At 49.0% G+C, this 20,107-nt stretch carries 18 protein-coding genes; 12 read left to right on the top strand and 6 right to left on the bottom strand.

What is annotated here, in order from left to right:
• The first annotated feature begins 161 nt into the window (after positions 1 to 161).
• A complete protein-coding gene (locus tag EA392_07300; GenBank protein TVR39140.1) occupies positions 162 to 935 on the top strand; it encodes a prohibitin family protein in 774 nt (257 codons plus the stop codon).
• Positions 936 to 1,012: 77 nt separating this feature from the next.
• Here the strand turns inward: EA392_07300 and EA392_07295 are convergent, their stop codons facing one another.
• A complete protein-coding gene (locus EA392_07295; protein TVR39197.1) occupies positions 1,013 to 1,432 on the bottom strand; it encodes a CBS domain-containing protein in 420 nt (139 codons plus the stop codon).
• A 117-nt stretch (positions 1,433 to 1,549) separates the two neighbouring features.
• Here EA392_07295 and EA392_07290 point away from each other — a divergent pair, with 117 nt between their 5' ends.
• Positions 1,550 to 2,053, top strand: coding sequence for a tryptophan-rich sensory protein (locus tag EA392_07290; GenBank protein TVR39139.1), 504 nt, complete (start codon positions 1,550 to 1,552; stop codon positions 2,051 to 2,053).
• Position 2,054: 1 nt separating this feature from the next.
• Here EA392_07290 and EA392_07285 read toward each other — a convergent pair whose 3' ends face one another.
• Positions 2,055 to 3,653, bottom strand: coding sequence for an ATP-binding cassette domain-containing protein (locus tag EA392_07285; protein TVR39138.1), 1,599 nt, complete (start codon positions 3,651 to 3,653; stop codon positions 2,055 to 2,057).
• 124 nt (positions 3,654 to 3,777) lie between these two features.
• Positions 3,778 to 4,416: a YceI family protein gene (locus tag EA392_07280; GenBank protein TVR39137.1), complete on the bottom strand. Its 639-nt coding sequence runs from the start codon at positions 4,414 to 4,416 to the stop codon at positions 3,778 to 3,780.
• Positions 4,417 to 4,613: 197 nt separating this feature from the next.
• Between EA392_07280 and EA392_07275 the strand changes: the two genes are divergently transcribed.
• From EA392_07275 to EA392_07260, 4 genes are all read left to right on the top strand, one after another.
• A complete protein-coding gene (locus EA392_07275; protein ID TVR39136.1) occupies positions 4,614 to 7,508 on the top strand; it encodes a hypothetical protein in 2,895 nt (964 codons plus the stop codon).
• 4 nt (positions 7,509 to 7,512) lie between these two features.
• Entirely contained in the window at positions 7,513 to 8,238 is a 726-nt protein-coding gene (locus tag EA392_07270) for a hypothetical protein (protein ID TVR39135.1), read from the top strand.
• Positions 8,225 to 9,454 (top strand): T9SS C-terminal target domain-containing protein, encoded by a 1,230-nt coding sequence (locus EA392_07265; protein ID TVR39134.1) that lies wholly within the window; start codon positions 8,225 to 8,227, stop codon positions 9,452 to 9,454. The genes EA392_07270 and EA392_07265 overlap by 14 nt, the downstream gene beginning before the upstream one ends.
• A 164-nt stretch (positions 9,455 to 9,618) precedes the next feature.
• On the top strand, positions 9,619 to 10,737 hold the full coding sequence (locus EA392_07260) for a lipase family protein (protein TVR39133.1): 1,119 nt from the start codon (positions 9,619 to 9,621) through the stop codon (positions 10,735 to 10,737).
• Here the strand turns inward: EA392_07260 and EA392_07255 are convergent.
• The 3 genes from EA392_07255 to EA392_07245 all read right to left on the bottom strand — a co-directional run bounded on the left by EA392_07255 (position 10,734) and on the right by EA392_07245 (position 14,708).
• Positions 10,734 to 11,822, bottom strand: a complete 1,089-nt coding sequence (locus EA392_07255; protein TVR39132.1) for a phenylacetic acid degradation protein — start codon at positions 11,820 to 11,822, stop codon at positions 10,734 to 10,736. The genes EA392_07260 and EA392_07255 overlap by 4 nt on opposite strands.
• Positions 11,823 to 11,947: 125 nt before the next feature.
• Positions 11,948 to 14,017 carry a tungsten formylmethanofuran dehydrogenase gene (locus EA392_07250; protein TVR39196.1) on the bottom strand — a complete coding sequence of 690 codons (2,070 nt, stop codon included), beginning with the start codon at positions 14,015 to 14,017 and terminating at the stop codon, positions 11,948 to 11,950.
• A 91-nt stretch (positions 14,018 to 14,108) separates the two neighbouring features.
• Complete coding sequence (locus EA392_07245) at positions 14,109 to 14,708, bottom strand: hypothetical protein (GenBank protein ID TVR39131.1); 600 nt, start codon at positions 14,706 to 14,708, stop codon at positions 14,109 to 14,111.
• A 145-nt stretch (positions 14,709 to 14,853) separates the two neighbouring features.
• Here EA392_07245 and msrB point away from each other — a divergent pair, with 145 nt between their 5' ends.
• The 6 genes from msrB (at position 14,854) to EA392_07215 (ending at position 20,098) form a co-directional block, all read left to right on the top strand.
• Positions 14,854 to 15,327, top strand: coding sequence for a peptide-methionine (R)-S-oxide reductase (gene msrB / locus EA392_07240; GenBank protein ID TVR39130.1), 474 nt, complete (start codon positions 14,854 to 14,856; stop codon positions 15,325 to 15,327).
• Positions 15,328 to 15,347: 20 nt separating this feature from the next.
• Positions 15,348 to 17,672 (top strand): hypothetical protein, encoded by a 2,325-nt coding sequence (locus EA392_07235; GenBank protein ID TVR39129.1) that lies wholly within the window; start codon positions 15,348 to 15,350, stop codon positions 17,670 to 17,672.
• 29 nt (positions 17,673 to 17,701) lie between these two features.
• Entirely contained in the window at positions 17,702 to 18,394 is a 693-nt protein-coding gene (locus EA392_07230) for an ABC transporter permease (GenBank protein ID TVR39128.1), read from the top strand.
• 312 nt (positions 18,395 to 18,706) lie between these two features.
• Positions 18,707 to 19,429 (top strand): ABC transporter permease, encoded by a 723-nt coding sequence (locus EA392_07225; protein TVR39195.1) that lies wholly within the window; start codon positions 18,707 to 18,709, stop codon positions 19,427 to 19,429.
• A complete protein-coding gene (locus EA392_07220) occupies positions 19,357 to 19,665 on the top strand; it encodes a CcmD family protein (protein ID TVR39127.1) in 309 nt (102 codons plus the stop codon). Before EA392_07225 ends, EA392_07220 begins: the two co-directional genes overlap by 73 nt.
• Before the next feature lie 46 nt (positions 19,666 to 19,711).
• Positions 19,712 to 20,098 carry a cytochrome c maturation protein CcmE gene (locus tag EA392_07215; GenBank protein TVR39126.1) on the top strand — a complete coding sequence of 129 codons (387 nt, stop codon included), beginning with the start codon at positions 19,712 to 19,714 and terminating at the stop codon, positions 20,096 to 20,098.
• The last annotated feature ends 9 nt before the right edge of the window (positions 20,099 to 20,107 follow it).

Here is a 20,107-nt window from a genome sequence, read left to right as displayed (position 1 = left end):
AGCAGCGTCTGGCATTGGCTTGCCCTGAAGTCCTTTTTTGAGCGCACGGATGCTTCACAATTTTTGTGAGCGGGTGGCAGTTTGTTTGACCAATGTGGTTGAATTTTTGTGAAGTTGGCGGCGAAATGCATTTCGAGTATTCACTTTAAAAACAACAAGATATGAAAAAGTTATTGGTTTTTGTTCTGGTTGCAGCAACCATGAGTAGTTGTTTGGTGGTGCGGCAGGGAGAGGTAGCTATGAAACGGCGTGGCGGTAAGCTTATTGGTGAGCCAATTACTGAGCAGGCCCGCATGTTCAATCCGTTTACCACTTTGTACCTGAAGGTACCTGTGCGCAATATCAACTACGAGGTAAAGCTTGAAATTCCGTCCAAAGAGGGGCTGAACATACGCTCTGAGGTTTCCATCCTCTACCGTTTGGATGTAGATAAGGTTCCGGCTCTGCTTCGTCAGGTGGGAACTAACTTTGAGGAAGATTTGATTTCTCCGGTATTCCGGTCGGCCATGGCGGATGTGAGTTCGCGGCACATGGCCAAGGATATGCACACCGGTGAGCGCGGCGAGATTGAGCAGGAAGTTCGCGAGCGCATGATGATAGAATTGAAGCCTCGGGGAGTAGTTATCGAATCGGTTCTTTTGAAGCGCATCATTTTGCCGCCCACATTGGCAGCTGCCATTGAGGCCAAGCTCAGTGCTGAGCAGGATGCCGAGAGAATGCGCTTTGTAATTGATCAGCAGCGGCTTGAAGCTGATCGTCAGCGCATTGAAGCCGAAGGTGTTCGCGACGCACAGAAAATCCTTTCAGAAGGATTAACCCCCGAAGTGCTACGCTATGAGGCCATCGAGGCCTTTAAGCAACTATCCAGATCGCCCAACGCCAAAGTAATCATCACCAATGGTGAAACACCCCTAATGATTGACGGAGCGCGCTGATCATTCAACAGCAAGACGTTAAAAAGGTCGCTACCCCTCAAGGCAGCGACCTTTTTGATTGGTTAGCAGAATGGTTGTTAATACTGCTCCAATAAGTATTTAATCAGGTCGGTGGTGGTAACGATACCAACCAGTTTTTTGCCTTCAACTACCGGCAGGGCGTGAAATTCTTTGGTGGCGAGAATTTCAGCCACTTCGCGAATGGTCGCATCGCTCTGCACAGCCACCGGCTTCGAAACCATTACCTGGTCAATGCTCAGCATGTTGTAGACTGCAGTATCTATTTCGCCTTCTCCTTCGCCAAAATTGTCAACAAAGCTGATACGAAGCAAATCTGTGAGGCTCAACATTCCAATTAACTCATCTCCGCTTACCACGGGTATGTGTCGAATGTTGTTTTTGGTGAACATCTTTTCTGCATCCGTAAGAGAATGAGTTAGGTTGAGTGTTACCAACTGAGAAGTCATAATCTTGCTAACGGGCTCTCTTTTTTTCATGGTTGTATGTTTTTTGATTATTTCCTTTGAACAGGATAAAGGTAAGAGAGGATTTCGCGCCATAGGATGATATATGTCAGTTTCAAAACTGTTTTTTAGCAGGTTTTGACTCAGATTATGGCCAAATGCTACTACCTTTGGGTCATCAGGGCACAGGATTTCATAGCGCTTGTTATCTGTATCGCCATTCCGCTGATGGTTGGCGGCCTGTCGGGCTATCTCACCGCAGGCGGAACCAGCACATGGTATCAGGAATTGGACAGGCCTTCCTTTACGCCCCCGGGTTTCCTCTTTGGTATTGTGTGGCCCATTCTTTACGCGCTAATGGGTATTTCCTTGTACCTCGTGTGGAGCAGTGAAGCATCTCCGTTGAAGGGCATGGCCTACACGGCTTTCTTCATTCAACTGGGGCTGAACTTTCTGTGGAGTTTTCTCTTTTTCAATTTCAAAGAGTTGGGGTGGGCCCTTGCCGAAATAGGGGTGCTTTGGGTATGCATTCTTTGGATGATACTCTCCTTTTACAAAGTAAGTCCATGGGCGGCTTACCTTCAGGTTCCATACCTCATGTGGGTATCGTTTGCAACGGTGCTCAACGCAGCGTTTTATTGGCTAAACCGCTGAATCAAACGGCCACTAAATCGCCTTTCGTCTCGAGATACTCGTCGTAAGTCATCAGTTTGTCCACAAATCCATTGGGTGTAAGTTCCACAATTCTGTTGGCAATGGTTTGTGTAAACTGGTGGTCGTGCGAGGTGAAGAGAATTGTTCCGGGAAAATCGCGCAACGCGTTGTTGAGTGCTGTAATAGATTCAAGATCGAGGTGATTGGTTGGGTCGTCGAGGATAAGGAGGTTTCCACTGGCAAGCATCATACGCGAAAGCATGCAGCGTACTTTTTCACCACCTGACAGTACATTGCATTTTTTGAGCGTTTCTTCGCCTGAGAACAGCATTTTACCCAGAAATCCGCGGATGTACACTTCGTCCTTTTCCTCGCTGTACTGCCTTAACCAATCAATCAGGTTGTCGTTGCTGTTGAAGAAAGAGCTGTTGTCAGCAGGCATATAAGCTGTGGTGATGGTTTGCCCAAAGGCAAAGGAGCCGCTATCGGGCTTCCTGTTTCCGTTGAGCACTTCAAACAGCGCAGTGGTGGCATTGGTGTCTTTGCTGAGGAATGAAATTTTATCGCCCTTATTCACATTGAGTTGCAATCCGGTGAAAAGAGGGGTTCCGTTCTGCTTTACAGTGAGGTTCTCGATGTGCAGAATCTGATCGCCGGCTTCGCGCTGTTGCTGAAAGATAATGGCAGGATATCGGCGGCTGGAGGGTTGAATGTCCTCTACATTGATTTTTTCCAGCAACTTTCTTCGACTGGTGGCCTGCCTGCTTTTGGATGCGTTGGCGCTGAAGCGCGAAATAAACTCCTGAAGTTCTTTTTTCTTGTCTTCGGCCTTTTTATTGGCCTGCGAGCGCTGTCGCAAGGCCAGTTGACTTGATTCGTACCAGAAAGTGTAGTTACCGGTGTAAAGCTGAATTTTTCCAAAGTCGATATCGGCGATGTAGGTACAAACTGTATCCAGAAAGTGTCGGTCGTGCGAAACCACAATCACCGTATTCTTGAAATTGAGCAAAAAGTTCTCAAGCCATGTGATGGTCCGAATATCGAGGTCGTTGGTGGGCTCATCCAAAATCAGCACATCAGGATTGCCGAAGAGGGCCTGTGCCAGGAGTACGCGCACCTTTTGGTTTCCACTCAGATCTTTGAGCTTCATTTCGTGCAGGTCCTCAGAAATTCCCAAACCGCTGAGCAGGGCAGCAGCGTCTGATTGCGCGTTCCAGCCATCCATTTCAGCAAATTCGGCTTCCAGCTCGGAAGCGCGGATGCCATCCTCCTCCGAAAAGTCGGGTTTGGCATAGATTGCATCCTTTTCCTGCATGATTTTCCAGAGCTTTTCGTGGCCCATCATGACTGTATCCAGCACCAGATCTTCATCGTGGGCCCGGTGATCCTGCTTCAGTACGGCCATGCGCTTGCCGGGCTCCAGTGAAACCTGACCGCGGGTTGCGGCAATTTCACCCGCCAGAATTTTCAGGAAGGTTGATTTACCGGCACCATTGGCACCAATAACTCCATAGCAGTTTTCACCGGCAAACTTGAGGTTTACCTCATCAAAGAGAATGCGTTTGCCGTATTGAAGCGAAAGGTTTTGTACTGTAATCAAAGCTCTGTTTTTGGGAGTGCAAAGGTAAGGTTTTATGGGGGATTAATGGGGTATTACGGCCGACCACAAAAAGAAAGCCCCGATGCGGTTGCACCGGGGCTCTCCTTTAGGAATATCTCTATTCTTAGTTTTTGTTCGCAGTGAAGTTTACCTTGATTTCGAGGTCATCAGAGAGAACCATTTCCTCCAGTGGGTGAGAAAATTTCACGTCGTATTTCTGACGATCCAAAACAGCAGTAGCTGAGCCGTGGATGTGGTCGCCATGCGCTTCAACAGCAACACCGCTCACTTTTACATCATTGGTGTTGCCGCGAATGGTCATTTCACCTTTGGCTTTTTCGCCCGACATATCCGAAAGCACAAAAGTAGCAGTAGGATACTCGCTGGTTAGGAAGAAATCGTCAGACTTGAGGTGTTCAATCAGTTTGTCTGGAGTTTGACCTTCCTCAGGGTTGTAGTTGTCGTCGGTAGTTCTCATCGAGTTCATGTCAACGACAAAAGTTCCCGCAGTTACCACACCATTTTCAATGGCCAGTTTTCCGGCCTGAAAATTCAGTGTTCCTGTGTGATGCTTCACACCAAGCATGGTGCCTTTCCATTCAACAACACTGTTTTTGAGATCAATATCGTAAGTTCCGTCAGCAATGCCGCTTTCGGTTTTTTCAGGGGTTTCCGCCTTTTCCTGTGGAGCTTGTTGTTCTTCGCATGATACCAGAAACAATCCGGCAACGAAGATAGATAATGCGAGGTTTACTTTTCTCATGGGTTTTTCAATTTTTTGGTTCAGGCCACGAAGGTAATGGTAATGTATGGAATGGGGATGTGATAGTAAGGTTTATTACTGAAATTGACGATTTTTAGGCTTTTTGCATGCTTTGAGCACGCCTGAATGTGAAAAAAATATCTTTGTGCAAGCACATTGCCCTGATTCCGCTACCTAAATTTACAGAGTAAGGAAAGATGCTAGAAGAAGAGAAGGATACCAGCGCTGAGAAGATTTCCGTGGAGAAACGATCTCCGGAGGGATTTGATTCGCCCGTAGTGGGCCTTGATGAAGCACTGCATGAAGTAGTATCCGAACTTAAGGAAGTCAACGAGGTATTCGTCAATAGCGCTCTGGGTTCGGTTTCGGAGCACTGGCGAGGAATTGTGAGCAGCATGGGTGAACTGTTGTTGGTCTATTGTTCAGAATATGATACACTTACCACAAAAGAGCTTTCTGAACGTAGCAAGGTTTTTTTAAACAAGCTGCAACAAGAGGCGCTTCGTGAAGCCACAGAACCCCTTGAGCAGCAGGAAGAGGCACTCGGGCAGGGCATCCAGATTTGGTTAGACCAGGTAAAGCAATTACCGGGCAAACATGAAAAAGTATTTCAGCGTGCACTGCAGATAGCCGATTTGGCGGTGCACCCGGATGATAGCGCCAGAATTAGAAAAGCCAAAACGCGTTTGAAGTTTTGGCGAAGACTCGGAGGGGCAAAACGCACCCATGTTGCCCTTCATGAGCTACTGGCTGTTTGGACAGATACCTTTTTGCTGCCCGGATTTCAGCGGCTGATGGGGGAGTGGGTACAGAACAATTACCAACTGGCAGAAAAGACACAGATGCTTGTGAAAAAGCACCTTATAGAGCGCCCACTTGTAAGTCAAAATAACGGCAACCAAAATGAATTGCAGAGTGTTTTTAGTAAACTCAAAGATGAAGCGGAATGCATGCACAAGCGGTTTGGCGAAAAGCTCTCAGCTTTGGTGGATTCCATGGCGAAGGAACTGGCCAGGGCTGCGTGCGATGTTGACATAAACGGTCTCATTCGGGCGAGAAGAATAGATTTCACGGGAAAAACGCAGTCCGCACTTCTCAATCGCTTGCGGCACTTCCCTGAGGCTTGGGCGCAAAACCAGAAATTGTTTCTGCAACACATGGAAGGAGGACTGTGGTTTCAGCTTGTTTTGGCTAACATACTATCTGTTTTACAGCGTTCTGAAGCTACTGTTAGGAGCCAATACTTTAAGGCTGTTCGCGACAATATCAACGTGTTTTTTGATGGAATTGAACACTTGCGCAAAGAAGCAAACAAGGATATTGGCGAAGAGGAAACGGTTTTTAAGTTGAACGAACGACTGTTTTTAAATCCGCAATTGCTTATTCAAAGGGTGGAAAGTGGAAGTGATGAGGCAACAGCAATGCTTCCTGAATCATGCACACTGCTCAACACCGGAAAAGAGTGGTCGGGTGCTACATTCACCAAGCGCTTGCCTCAAAAAGATATTGTAATAGCGCGTATTGCCGACTACTTGATTGACACTACTTTGGTTGAGCCTTACCGTAAAGAAATTCAAGACATTACCTCTAAATTGAACCGCATCAATGGCAAGGTGGTGAATACGGCAAATCTGATTTCGTACAGTTTTGACAGCGAACCAAAGGCTGAAGGTGAAGATTGGAAATCGGTGCTTGAACAATCGGAACAAACAGCGCAAGAAGCGCGCGAAGAGCTCGAAAAGACTGAGAAAGCTTTTGGTGCCATGCTGCTCGATATGCGGCTTCAACTGCTTGGGGTTTTGCAGACAGAAACTGTCCTGGAAAGAGCGGCTCAGCTCACCATTCAGAGTGATAAAGACAAGTCTTCACCGCTGCTTTATCAGTGGTTGGGTAAACGCTTCTCCAGGGTGAGTGCCTTGAAGGATGAGTTTTTACAATTCATTTCCCGAAGGCAATACGAAGCTGTGGTTGCCCGCTACGAGCGGAAGTACCAAGAGTTGGATAACGACACGGCACGGATGCTTGATTTTCTGGACACACTCAAGTTGCCACCGCACATTGACTCGGATCTCCCGTACTACTACAAGCAGCTTTTTGGCGGCAGGCATCTCAATACAGGAAGTGCCATCCACGTCCGGAACCGCGAAATGGTGGTTGCCCGCTCAGCTGTTCAACGTATGAAAGGTGGCTCAGGTGGAGCCCTGATTGTAACTGGAGATAGCCTATCAGGAAAAACCTTTCTGATTGAGCACATAGCCGGCAACCTGATTAAAGGCAAAATCATCCGCATTGAACCACCTCAGGGAGGGAGTCACAGTGCCTCAGATTTGTTCGCTCAGATAGGAAAAGCTCTTGGCAACCCCAAGGGGACCCTGCGCAGTATTCTCACATCTGTTCAGGAAGGCACGGTATTCATTTTTAATGATATTGAGCAGTGGTGGCTGCGTGCTGAGGGTGGAGGAGAGGCGCTTCTGGCACTCGAAAAACTGATTGTACGCTTCGGACACAGGCATTTCTTTTTGCTATCAGCAGGAAATGAGGGTTTTAGAATGATTTCATCGCAAATAACGCTTGGTGAGCACCTTGTTGGCACTATTGTGATCAAGCCTGCATCGTTTGAAGAAACCCGCGATGCCATCTGGAAGCGACACGAAACAGGTGGCCTGTTGCTCGAAAACGAACAAAAACAGGCAGAGGGCTTGAAGTCTAGAAAAATGGAGAAGCTTGTCAAAAAGCTATACCGTCGCTCTGAGGGCAATGTCGGACTGGCATTGAGGTACTGGGTGCGAAGTGTCAATCAGGTGAGCAAAGGAGCTATCTGGGTTTCGGATCCTGGCAATATGTCTATTCCCGACATTCGAAATGCCAACTGGAAAGCCTTGCTGTACAACCTATACCTGCATCGTTCATTAAGCCTTGAGCGGATGGTTATGCTCTTTAACCTCGAAGGTGAAACCTGGGTGCGACATCAGCTAAACACGATGAAAAGAGCCACCCTTGTCGTGGAAGTTAGCAAGGATGTTTTTGAAATCAACCGTGCGCTTCGCCCCTATCTTGAGCAGTACCTGCGCGAAATAAAATTGATACCTTAGAGTAATGGAAACAGCCTACGACATGATTGACAACAACCCCATTCGCCAGATGATTTTTCTGGTAATTGTGGGAGTCCTGCTGTACTTGTTCTTCCGGATACTCGATCGGTATGTGTTGGTGTTGATTAAGGAGCGGAAGTACCTTAAAATGATTGAGCGCTGGGATTTTCGTGTGCGGTTTGCTGCGTGGGCAGGCTATTCCTCCTGGGCTCTTTTCCATTTGATTAAGGTGAATTTTCTGCTCACTATTGTGGTATTGGCGGTTGTATTTATCGCGGGATTCAAAACATGGATGCAGGCATTCAGCGGTTTGATGATTCGTTTGGAGCGAAGATTTCGTTTGGGTGACAGTATCCGAACCAGTCACGGAAACGGACAGGTGGCTGCTTTTTACTTGCAATCGCTGGGTGTGCTGAATGATTCAGGCGAGTTGCTGAGCATACCCTATACCGAAGTAGCCTTTCAATCCTACGCCCGCCAAACCGATCGCGCCCTGAATATGCCCGACCGCTTTGAAATTTCTTGGCCCGAGGCAGAGCCGGAGAATGCTTCACGACAATTGCGCCAATGGGCTGAACAATGTCCGTGGACTGCCTCCGTACAGCCCGTGCAGGTGAGCCAAACAGAATCAGGGCGCTACCAACTTTCGGTTTTTCCGGTTGATCGTTCAGCGTTGGGCAACATTGAGAAGTATGTGAAAACCAAAATGAAGAACCATGAAAACATCTAAGCCCGTGCGATGTACAGAGATTTCAATCTTCCGGGTGGTTTTTGCTCTTCTTTTGGTTTGCAGCAGTGCATCCACCGCATTCAGCCAGTGCGAACCGGAAGATTGCCTTAGCGAATTACCTGATTACGGCGGTGTTTGTCAGGATGAAACCATTCCCGGCAAGATCAACGAGCCTTATTTCGACAACATCTCCTTTCACATCACAACAGGGTGTATTCCGGGAAGTATATTGGACCCAATCTATTCCTCTGCTTCCGGTATCGTTATTCAGATGTACAACCCGGAATTTACAGGTTTACCGGTAGGAATAACCGGGGGATTCAACGAAAACAGTTACTCCCCTCCGGCCAATGGTTGCGGGTTTCTGGAGGGAACACCCCAGCAGGCAGGTCTTTTTCTTTTCAGCGTATCTTTTCAGGCAGATGTGCAGGCCTGGCTTCTTAGCACCTCTTGCGGTGGTTTTTTGCCACCCGCTACTCTCAATGGTGAAGAAATCAGTATTGACGTTATTTTACGCATACTACCCGATGCTTCTTTTACCGGGCTGGATACCATTGCGTATTGCACTACCGATTCTGCGCGAACCCTGATTTCAACCGGTACTGCCGGAGGAGATTTCAGCGGCCCGGGTGTTTCGGGAAATGTGTTTGACCCCGCTGAAGCAGGCTCGGGATTACATCCCATCATGTACAGTGTTACGGCTATGGAAGGTACCGCTGTTGAGCCGGAAACCGACAGCCTTATCGTGTGGGTTGAAGTCTTTGAACCCATGTGGTATTTTGAAGATGCCGATGGCGATGGGTTTGGAAACCCCGAGGTTTCAGTATGGGAGTGCTTCCCTCCGGAAGGTTTTGTGGACAACGACCTCGATTGCGACGATACGGATGCTGATATCTTCCCGGGCGCACCGAACGCACCCGACGGTACCATCAAAGACTGCGACATCCTCGCCAGCTCTGTCTCGCTGCAGCTGCAAAAAGTAAGGCTGTATCCCAATCCCACTGCGGATCGCATTACCCTTGCTGGTGGTGCTTTTCTGGGTGAAGTCTTCATCACGGTTTTTGACGTATCCGGCAGGATGGTGCATTCGGAATCGATGATTGCTGCAGGAGCGCTCCAGCACGACTTGCAGTTGGCACACTTCGGCAAAGGAGTGTACATTTTGCACATTCACCACAAAGAGGAAGCGGAGCGGAGAAGGGTGGTGGTAAGGTAGCCTTGCAGAAATGGCTTGGGCTTCCTGACACCGGCAACAAAATCCCGACCGTTCGTAACTTTACCTTTGAGTTTTGGATTTTGGTGCTTGTTGCTGAGTGCAAAAAAAACAAACACTTATCCCGCCCGAAACCGTAACTTTCAAGTCCTAATTGTGACAATGTCATGAAAAAACTGCCTTTGCTTTTGATGTTAGCTGCCCTGATGCAGCATAGCATATTCATTGCTCAAGAGTTTGCTCCCGGATTCAATAAAGAAGAATACCTGGAAATGCTGCGGGTTTCTGTGCAAACTACGCTGGTCGACGAATACATTGAGCAATTTGAGTCTCCCGTTAGTTTTTACAGGGCATATCAAAGTCCGGTAATGGGCCTGGACAACTATTATGATCTGTGGCTTAATGAGGATCGGACGGCTGCTGTCATAAGTATTCGCGGAACAACACCTGAACAGGACAGCTGGCTGGAGAATATTTACGCAGCGATGATTCCAGCTCGTGGAACGCTTCAGCTCGCTCCCAATGAAATGTTTGATTATACGCTGGCAATGCATCCCGATGCAGCGGTGCACGCAGGCTGGACAGTAGGAATGGCTTTTATTGCGCGGGATGTTATTCCGAAAATCCGCGACCTTTCTCATCGCAAAATCCGCAACATTTATATCGTTGGACACAGTCAGGGCGGTGCCATTGCTTACCTGCTTACAGCTCATTTACTGCACATGCAGAAAGAAGGTACACTTTCGGAAAAAATCCGTTTCAAAACTTATTGTAGCGCCGCCCCAAAGCCGGGTAATCTGTATTTTGCGTACAACTATGAAGCCCTTACGCAGAACGGGTGGGCCTACAACGTGGTAAATTCTGCGGATTGGGTTCCTGAGGTGCCGATATCCGTTCAAACATTTGATGACTTTAACCGCATCAATCCTTTTCTGCATGTGGACGCATTGATTCGTGCGCAAAAGCTGCCGCAGAGAATTGTGGCCAGACACATCTACAATCACCTGGATAAACCTACGCGCAAGGCACAACAGCGCTATCAGAAATATCTCGGAGAACTCACAGAGCGAATGGTGCAGAATCGTCTCGAAGGTCTGATACTACCGCCTTTTGTTGCGAGTAATAACTACGTGCGCACCGGAACCACTATTGTGTTGCAGCCCGATGATAAGTACCGGGAGAAATATCCTGATGACCCGAAAGAAATTTTTGGTCACCATCAACACAGTCCGTACATCTTTCTTGCAGAAAAGATGGAAACACCTTTTTTCGAAGCGGCAGATTAGGAGGCATCAAAATCTACCACCATTCGCGGAGTGGTTGGATGCGATTGGCAAGTGAGAATGTAGCCGTCTGCTACTTCTTTATCTGTGAGCGCATAATTGATTTCCATTTCGGCGTGACCTTCCAGCATTTTTGCCCTGCAGGTACAGCATGAACCGCCGGTACAAGCAAAAGGAGCATCTAAACCGGCATCAATGGCTGCGTCCAGAATGGTGGTTCCCTTCGGGATTTCTATTTCGGTTTCATCGCCGTCCAGAATAATCAGCACCTTGGAAATGCCGGAATTTTCTTCCGGCCCCTTGCTTTCCGGGGTATCAGGATCGGCATCGGCCACTTCACCGGGAATGGCCGTGGTGAAGAGTTCAAAGTGAACTTTTTCTTTGGCCACGCCTCTTGCTTGCAACAGATCCGACGCAGCCTCAATCATCGGTTTGGGACCGCAGAGGAAAAACTCATCTGCACGCGTTACAGCAGGATATTTCTCCGCCAGTGCCTCAATCTTTTCGCGGCTTATTCGGCCCTCAAAAAGTGGGTCGCCCGAGCGCTGGCGGCTGTAAAGAATATGTACATGAAAGCGGTCGGTATAACGCGCCTGAAGCTCTTCGAGCTCCTTATGAAAAATCACCGACTTGCTCTCCTTGTTTCCGTAGAAGAGCCGAAAAGTACTGTTAGGTTCAGTTTCTAATACGGCCTTTAGAATGGAGATAATTGGGGTAATTCCGCTTCCGGCAGCAAAAGCCACGTAGGTTTTGCGGTTGCCTGCATCCAAAGGAACGGTGAAATTTCCGAGTGGTGGCATTACCTCCATCACATCACCTTCGCGCAGTTCACGATTAAAATAACCCGAAACACGTCCGTTTTCAATTTCTTTAACGGCTACGCAAAGTTTGTTTTCATGCGGGCTGGAGCAGATAGAATAAGACCTGCGCAGTTCATCGCCGTTCACGTCCACTTTAATGGCCACATATTGACCGTGCTTGAACTTGAAAGTTTCTTTCAGTTCAGTGGGAACGTCGAATTCTACAGAAACAGCTTCGGGGGTTTCTCTCTGGATATGCTTTACGCGAAGGGCGTGAAATCTTGACATGGTTCAAAAAATTTGGCTGCAAATTTAGTATTTCCTTAGGGGTAGGCAACGCTCTCAACACCCACAAACGGCAAAGGTTCATGCAAGGCGCATGGAAAACTTCCACGGGCAGGTCGATGTAAATATCAATAATTCAGAAGCGAGCTGAGCTTCTTCTGCACCTTGTCGGCATTGGGAATCATGGCATGTTCAAGGGTAGAATTGAGCGGAATGGCAGGGAGGTTTTCGGAGCCAATAACCATCACGGGTGCGTCGAGCTGTTCAAAGCAGTTTTGTTGAATTTTTGAAGCAACCATTTGCGCAAATCCGTTGTCTTCAGGTTCTTCGGTAACCACGAGGCATTTTCCGTGCACACGAACCGCATCGTAAACCATTTCCTGGTCCCATGGGGCAATGGTGCGAAGGTCAATGATTTCAATCTGTCCCTCAAATGCCGCCGCCGCAGTTTTGGCCCAATAAACACCCATTCCATAGGTTATGATCACGGCTGAGGTTCCTTCTTGAATGGCTTCCTTGCTTGCGGCTTGAATCTGTCTCGCCTTGCCAAACGGAATGGCGTAATCTTCTGAAGGCTCAACGGTGCGCGCGTCTTCTGTTCCGGGTAGTTTACTCCAGTACAACCCTTTGTGTTCGAGCATCACCACGGGGTTGGGGTCGTGAAAAGCAGATTTAATCAGTCCTTTCAGGTCGGCACCGTTGCTTGGGTAGGCAATTTTAATTCCGCGGATATTGGCCAATACCGATTCAACGCTTGACGAGTGAAACGGACCACCACTGCCGTATGCTCCGATGGGCACGCGGATAATGGCATTCACGGGCCACTTGCCATTGCTCAGGTAGTAGCTTCGGCTCACTTCGGTAAACAACTGATTGAGGCCCGGCCAGATATAATCGGCAAACTGTACTTCCACAATGGGCTTGCAGCCTACGGCCGACATTCCCACAGTGCTTCCAATAATAAACGCCTCCATAATGGGCGTGTTGAATACCCGGTCGTCGCCAAACTTCTGCGCCAGCGTGGCGGCTTCGCGAAAAACGCCTCCTAATCTGCCGCCTACATCCTGACCGTAAAGCAGGCTTTCGGGGTACTTGGCCAGGATTTCCTGCACCGCAAAAAGAGCACAATCCACCATCAGGGTTTTTTCCTTGTTCGCAGGGGTGCGCTCACCTACTTCCTCGGTGATGGGAGAAGGGGCAAAGTCATGGTCAAATATATCTTCGGGCCTGGGATCCTCCGCTTCAAGCGCGCGGTTGTAATCATCATGAACCGAATCGCGGGCTTCATTTTCAATAGCTGTCAGCTCCGATTCTTCAAACCCCAGGTCAATCAGTTGGCGTCGGTATTTAGGATAGGGGTCGCGTTCTTTGTGTTCGTCCAGATCGTGGCGGTACCACTCCCTGCGAACACCCGAAGTATGGTGCCCCAATAGTGGAACGCTTGCGTGGAGCAAAAACGGTTTGCGTTCTGTGCGGATGTAATCAAGTGCTTCGCGCAGGGCTTCGTAGCATGCAATAAAGTCGTTGCCTTCAATGGTCACAGCTTTGATTCCCTTAAAGCCCTGAATGTATTCGTAGGCATTCTGGGCGCGGGTCTCTTCAGCGGTTGCACTGATATCCCATTCATTGTCCTGAATGAAGTATAGCACCGGGAGCTGTCGCAGAGCGGCCATTTGAAAAGCTTCGGCTACTTCACCCTCTGTTACAGAAGCATCGCCCAGAGAGCAAACAGCAACAGGCTCCTCTCCACGCTGCGGTTTTGAGAGCCCCTGGCCCTCCATGTACTGAAACCCAAGACCAATTCCTGTGCACGGGATGGCCTGCATACCAGTTGCCGAGGATTGATGAATGATTTTGGGCTGATCATCACGCCTGAGGCTGGGGTGTGAATAGTAGGTGCGACCTCCGCTAAAAGGATCACTGCGCTTGGCGAGGAGTTGTAACATGCACTCGTAAGGTGTCATTCCAATTGACAGCAGGATGCTGTCATCTCGGTAATAAGGCGATACAAAATCCTGTGGTTTGAGCTGGAGGCCGAGTGCTATCTGCAGAGCTTCGTGGCCTCGGGAAGTAGCGTGAACATATTTACTGGTGAACTTTGCGTTGGCCTCGTAGAGGTCACTCATGGCGCGGGCTGTAGCCATCAGTCGCCAGGCGTCCAACAAGGTTTCCCCGGAGATTGCGGGTGCAGCGGGCATGGTTTTCTCGGCTTGTTTTGGCATGTTGATAATCGTTGGACGGCAAAGTTACCAAATATATTGGCGGTGGTGGCGCTCCAGTTATGCCGTATCAGACGTTTTGAGCCTTCCGTTTTTTCATTTCGCTGGTGCGATTGAAGTGCGGGAAATCATCGCGTATTACTGGCTTACCGAGGAACTCTGCGAGTTTTCGAAATCCTTGTGGATCTTTAATTTCCAGACAGATTAAATCCTGCTCCCGTCCGGCAAAATACTTCAACACAAACTGTTGATGAACCAGGTAGTTGTGGTAACCGCGTTCCTCGTCGGGATATTCGCCCCTTTGAAGAAAGTACCACTCTCTGTATGAGCGCTTCCACGACCGCTCGTCTCGCTCAAGATATACGAACTTGCTGCCGGGAAATGTCTTGTCAAGTTTGGGAATGAGGTTGGGGTGCAACCATGGCAAATCGTCGAAAGATTCAAATTTGGCCGCGTACTGCAATACTTTATCAATTTTGCCTTTTTGAAAGTACTCGTTGTGGACACGTGGATTGAAAGATGAATTGCGATAGCCCAGCATTTCCAAACTTTTACCGAGCGTGGTTGTGCCGGTTTTGTTGTAACCGATGCAAAAGACCTTTGGTCCGTATTGTTCTTTTCGGAACGTTAGCGCGAATCGGTCGAGTAGGTTCTTCAAAAAATCCTTCATTCCGCGGCGAAATTACGGGATTCTGAAAATGCTTGTGAGCTGAAAAAGAAAAATCAGTGAAGATGATTGTCAATCTTCGAGAAACAAACTTTCTTCATCTGGCAACTTACAAAACAATCACATCAATTGGGCGTTTTAACCTCGGATGAAGCACTATTTCTTAGCACTGCAAATCGCAACCCTTGCGCTTGCCTGTTCGGCCCAGCCTGGTGAAGGTGAAATGGAGTTTCCGGTGCGAAAAACAGACAGCGAATGGCGGGAGTTGCTGTCGCCCGATGCATACTATGTATTGCGTAAACAGGGCACCGAACGAGCCTACAGCGGAAGCTACTGGAATCTGAAGGCTGTGGGCGTTTATCATTGTGCGGGGTGCGATAATCCGTTGTTTGAAAGTGACACCAAGTACGAATCCTGCACGGGTTGGCCTAGTCACTATGCACCCATCAGCGAGGACGCCGTGCGAGAAATTCCCGATAAGGCCTTCGGTTGGGAGAGAACGGAAATTGTTTGTGCCGGCTGTGGTGGCCATTTGGGCCACGTATTCAACGACGGTCCCAAGCCTACAGGACTGCGCTACTGCCTGAATTCGGCTGCGCTGAAATTCCACCCGGCTGAGTAACTTTGTGGTTGCCGGCCACCATGAATACAAAGCAGTCCTCGTATAGAAAATTCCTGCTCCTGATAGGAGTGTTGGCAATCTTTCTTCCTGATTTTTCAATTGCCCAGGAAAGTGTGGATGGCGATATCGTTTTGCAGGTAGTGGATGCACAAACGCACCGAAACCTCGACAGTGTGGTGGTGGTTTTTCCGAGGCAGCAACGCAAATACGAGCTCAATCGCTTTGGGAATTTGTCGCTTTACGGCAACATTGTGCCCGGCGATTCCATTCACGTGATGCGTCGCGGTTACTTTACGCGAAAACTAACCATTCCGCGATTTGGCGATCTGTTCATCAAACTTACGCCAGTTCCGGTTGAACTTAGGGATGTAGAAATTGTGGCCTACACCCGCGAGAGCAGGCATTTTGAAACACCTCAAACCATCGCTCGGCTCGAAGCACAGGACTTTGAACGCAATGCTGCAGCGTCTATTGAACCAACTATCAACACCATTCCGGGGGTGCAAATGGAGTCGCGCGGGCCCGGTGGCTCCCGCCGATTGTCTATTCGCGGTAGCTTGATGCGTTCGCCCTTTGGAGTGCGCGATGTAAAAGTGTATTGGAATGAGTTTCCACTGACGCTTGCCGATGGATCAACCGCGCTTGAACTGATAGACCCCGAAGAAATCGGCCGCCTCGAGATTCTCAAAGGCCCGCAGGGAAGCATTTACGGCGAAGGACACGGAGGGGCAGCACTTTTTAGCACGCGTTGGGCGCCATATGGAGAGTTGTCGGCTTCGGCCAACGTGCAGGCCGGATCCTACGGCATGCAGAAACAAACCTTGTCGTTCTCTACCAGTTCCAAAAAAACGGCTGTATCGCTCAACTATTTCCGATATAGGCACGACGGTTTTCGTCAGCAGGAGGGTGTGCGCAAAGACCAGCTTAATCTGGTTACGCGCTTCCGTCCGGCCAGCAACAGAGAAATCAAGCTGTTTTTCATTTACTACAACGGAGCCTGGGGGCTACCCGGAGAGCTCGATTCGCTGGAGGTAGCCACCAACCCCAGAGCAGCGCGGCCTTACGCTGTTGAAAACGACACCCGCATGGAGCGAAGGTGGCTTCGGCTAGGGCTGTCCAATAAAATTCACTTTACCGAGAACCTCTACAACTTCACGGCAGTATTTCTACACAGCACCAACAAGTTAAATCCCTACGGAGCCAGTCCGTTTTTTAATGGTTTTAAAGACGAAGGCTCCAATGGACACGGTTTGCGAACCATTTTCGGGTACGAGTGGGATGAGGACGACGCCGGTCTGCACATCAGGCTGGGAGGGGAGTACCAGCGCGATCTGAACGCCTTAACGGAGTTTGATCTGGTGGATGCCGATTTTGGCGACATGCGTACCAACGACGAAACAGTGAGCCGCTATTTTAACGGGTTTCTGCAAGCTACTACCCACCTCCGCCGTAAGCTTTTTGTAGATGCCTCGTTGGGAATTCTTCAAACCACTTTTCGCAGAACCGACCTTGTAGCCGAGCCCGTAGATCTCAGTGGGCGTTTTGCTTTTGACCCGGTTTGGTTGCCCAAGCTTTCGATGTCTTACCAGTTTAATCGGCGATTTATGCTGTACAGCCTGGTGAGTAGGGGTGTTTCAACACCTACACTTTGGGAAATTCAGGCCAGCCCGGAGGTAACACCTGAGCGCAGCGATCATTATGAAATTGGCTTGCGCAACAGCCTTTTTAATAATGCTATGCTTGTTGAGTTAAACGGCTATGCTACGCGCATTGGCAATGCCATTATTGAACAACCCGACTCCCTTGGATTCAGTCGTTTCAGCAACAACGGAGCTATTGACATGCGCGGCGTTGAACTTACTTTGCGATACCGCATAAAACGGAGCGACGAGCATTTGCTTTCGGCTGCATACATTGGTTTATCGTCGGGAATTCAGCGTTACCGATACGATGACATGGTGTTGAATAACGAGGATTTTTCGGGAAATGATTTACCCGGAATACCTCTTCTTCAATATAGTGCGGTTGCTGACTTAATGTTTTACAACAAGTTATCCATGCACATGAATTTCCGGTTTTTTGATGGCGTTCCGCTCAACAATGCGAACTCGGTTTACTCGGAAGCTTACAGCCTTTTGGATGTGCGGATTCAATACGGCACACGTTTCGGAGAAAAGTACCACGTAGATTTTTACTTCGGTGCCGAGAACCTTCAGGATACGCGCTACAATTCATTTTTTCGGCTCAATGCTAACAACGGCCGCTACTTCAATCCACAAATGGGGAGGAGCATATACGGAGGAATCCGCGTTACCTTTGTAAAACCTAATCGGCTTATCAACTAGCGCAGCCCTCTGAAAATGCTTATGGCCTCATGGCATTCCGTACTTTTGCGACCATGCAACTGCAGGAAATAAGCACACTGATTGCCCGCGATTTTAAGCTCGAAATGCGCCAGAAACATTCCATTGGCGGGGTGGTGCTTTATGTGATGGCCACCATTTTTGTGGCATATCTGAGCTTTCGTCAAATCGTAGATCCCAATACCTGGAATGCGCTTTTCTGGATTATTGTGCTCTTTGCCGCCTTTAACGCCACGGCCAAATCTTTTTGGCACGATCGCCCCGGACTGGCTATTTACTGGTACACGATGGCGGCGCCCCAATCCGTCATCCTGGCTAAGATGGTGTACAACACGCTTTTGATGAATGTGTTGGGTTTGCTTAGTTTGCTCTTTTTTGTGCTGTTCATGGGGCCGGCTGCGCTGGAAGATTGTCACTGGCCATCCCTTTTCACAGCCATCGTGTTGGGATGCACAGGTCTTGGCTCGGCTCTTACGATGATTGCAGCCGTGGCTTCTAAAACCAACAACGCCTTTGGAATCATGGCCATACTTGGCATGCCGGTGATACTCCCTTTGCTGCTTTCCATTATCCGTTTGTCGCAGCACGCTATGGTGGGAATTGCCCTCTCCGATAGCTGGAAAAACGCCCTCTTTACGGGCATGATTACGGTGATTTCGGTGACCCTGGCTTACGTTTTATTTCCCTACCTTTGGCGCGATTAAATCCCGCGTGAAATGAGGTATTGGTGGTGGAAAATCGGGAGTGTGCTGCTGCTCTTTTATGTTGTGATTGTCAGCCTGTACACTCCGCTTGCTCCGGGAATTGTGAGCTTGTCGACCGGCACCGTGCTCCCCGGGGTTTCTACCGTGATAGTGCGCGGATACAACACCCATTTTCAAAAGGACCTCAATCAGCAAGTATGGTTGACCTCTGGTGAGCAGACATTTTGCGGAACCGTCCGTGAGATCATGAGCCCCACAGAAATGCGCGTAGAGTTCAACCTTCCGGTGGATGTACATGAGGTGTTTTTCCACATGTTCGTAAACAATGATACAGACGGAACGCTCTTTTACCCGGAAGCCTTTTACGGACGCGATTTCAGGGTTTTTCCGCAGGCGAGGGTAGCAGTATCTTGTGTGCAGCCTGTGGCACGGGCGCACCACGATACATTCGCTTTTCCAAATCGCAGTATTCTCAACGAAACCATTCGCAACCTCATTTTTCACGTGCCCATGTGGTTTGCCATGTTTTTCCTGATGGGAATTTCGGTGGTGCAAGGGGTGCGTTTTCTGGGTAATGGCCACCGTATGCACGACGTGAAAGCTGAGCAAAGCGTTCGCGTGGGGCTGCTTTTTGCCGTACTCGGTCTCGTTACAGGCTCGTTGTGGGCGCGCTTCACCTGGGGCGCGTGGTGGGTAAGCGATCCGCAATTGAACGGTGCCGCAGTTACCTTTCTGATGTACGTGGCCTATCTTATCCTTCGCGGCAGTATGGATGATGAAGACCGGCGCGCAAGGGTTTCGGCGGTGTACAACATTTTTGCCTTTGCTATGTTGGTGGTGCTGATTTTAATACTTCCGCGTTTTACCGATTCCCTTCACCCCGGAAAAGGAGGAAACCCCGCTTTTAGCGCATACGACCTCGACAGTACACTACGGGCCGTTTTTTACCCCGCAGTATTGGGATGGATTTTGCTGGGTTACTGGATATACACATTGCGATACCGAATCGCACAACTAAAACACAACCTCGAATGATGAGAATGTTGAAGATAATGAGTTTGTTACTGTTCTTTTTGCTTCCGGCAGTGAGCCACGCCAACCATGATTGGTTGCAGGAAACCATGTATGCCAGCGGAAAAATCAATGTCGTTCTGGCAGTGGTTACGGTAATTCTGGCTGGAATCTTTGCCTATCTTGTGTTGCTCGACCGTCGCATCGGCAAGCTGGAAGAAGAGGTGATGCAACATCACGAAAACAACCAAAACCTATAGCTTCATCGCTTGTTAATTTCGCAACGCTTTTTTCTGACAAACAACCATGAAACGCTCGCATATTATATCCATCATCGTGATTGCGGTTGCCATTGCGGCCATCGCGGGATCGCTCGCTGAAACCAGTACCTACGCTGATTTCGCCGAGGCTTTCAGCAACCCCGGCAGGGAATACCATGTGGTGGGTACCCTCGATCGCACTGAAGCAATTGTTTACGAACCTACCATTGATCCTCACCGAACTACTTTCACCATGAAAGATGAGAAAGGCGAGAGGCGGCAGGTACACCTGCTACAAGCTAAACCCCAGGATTTTGAGCGCTCCGAAAGCGTGGTGCTCATTGGCAGGGTAGTGGACGAAGAGTTTATGGCTACCGACATTTTGATGAAATGCCCGTCCAAATATAACGAGGAGAATAAGATAGAAACCTGATTAGCGGGC

It is taken from the genome of Cryomorphaceae bacterium, assembly GCA_007695365.1.
In the GTDB taxonomy this organism is placed as follows: Bacteria; Bacteroidota; Bacteroidia; order Flavobacteriales_D; family SKUL01; genus SKUL01.
The sequence above is the reverse complement of the archived record's forward strand: the minus strand, read 5'-3'. Positions and strand labels throughout refer to the sequence as shown.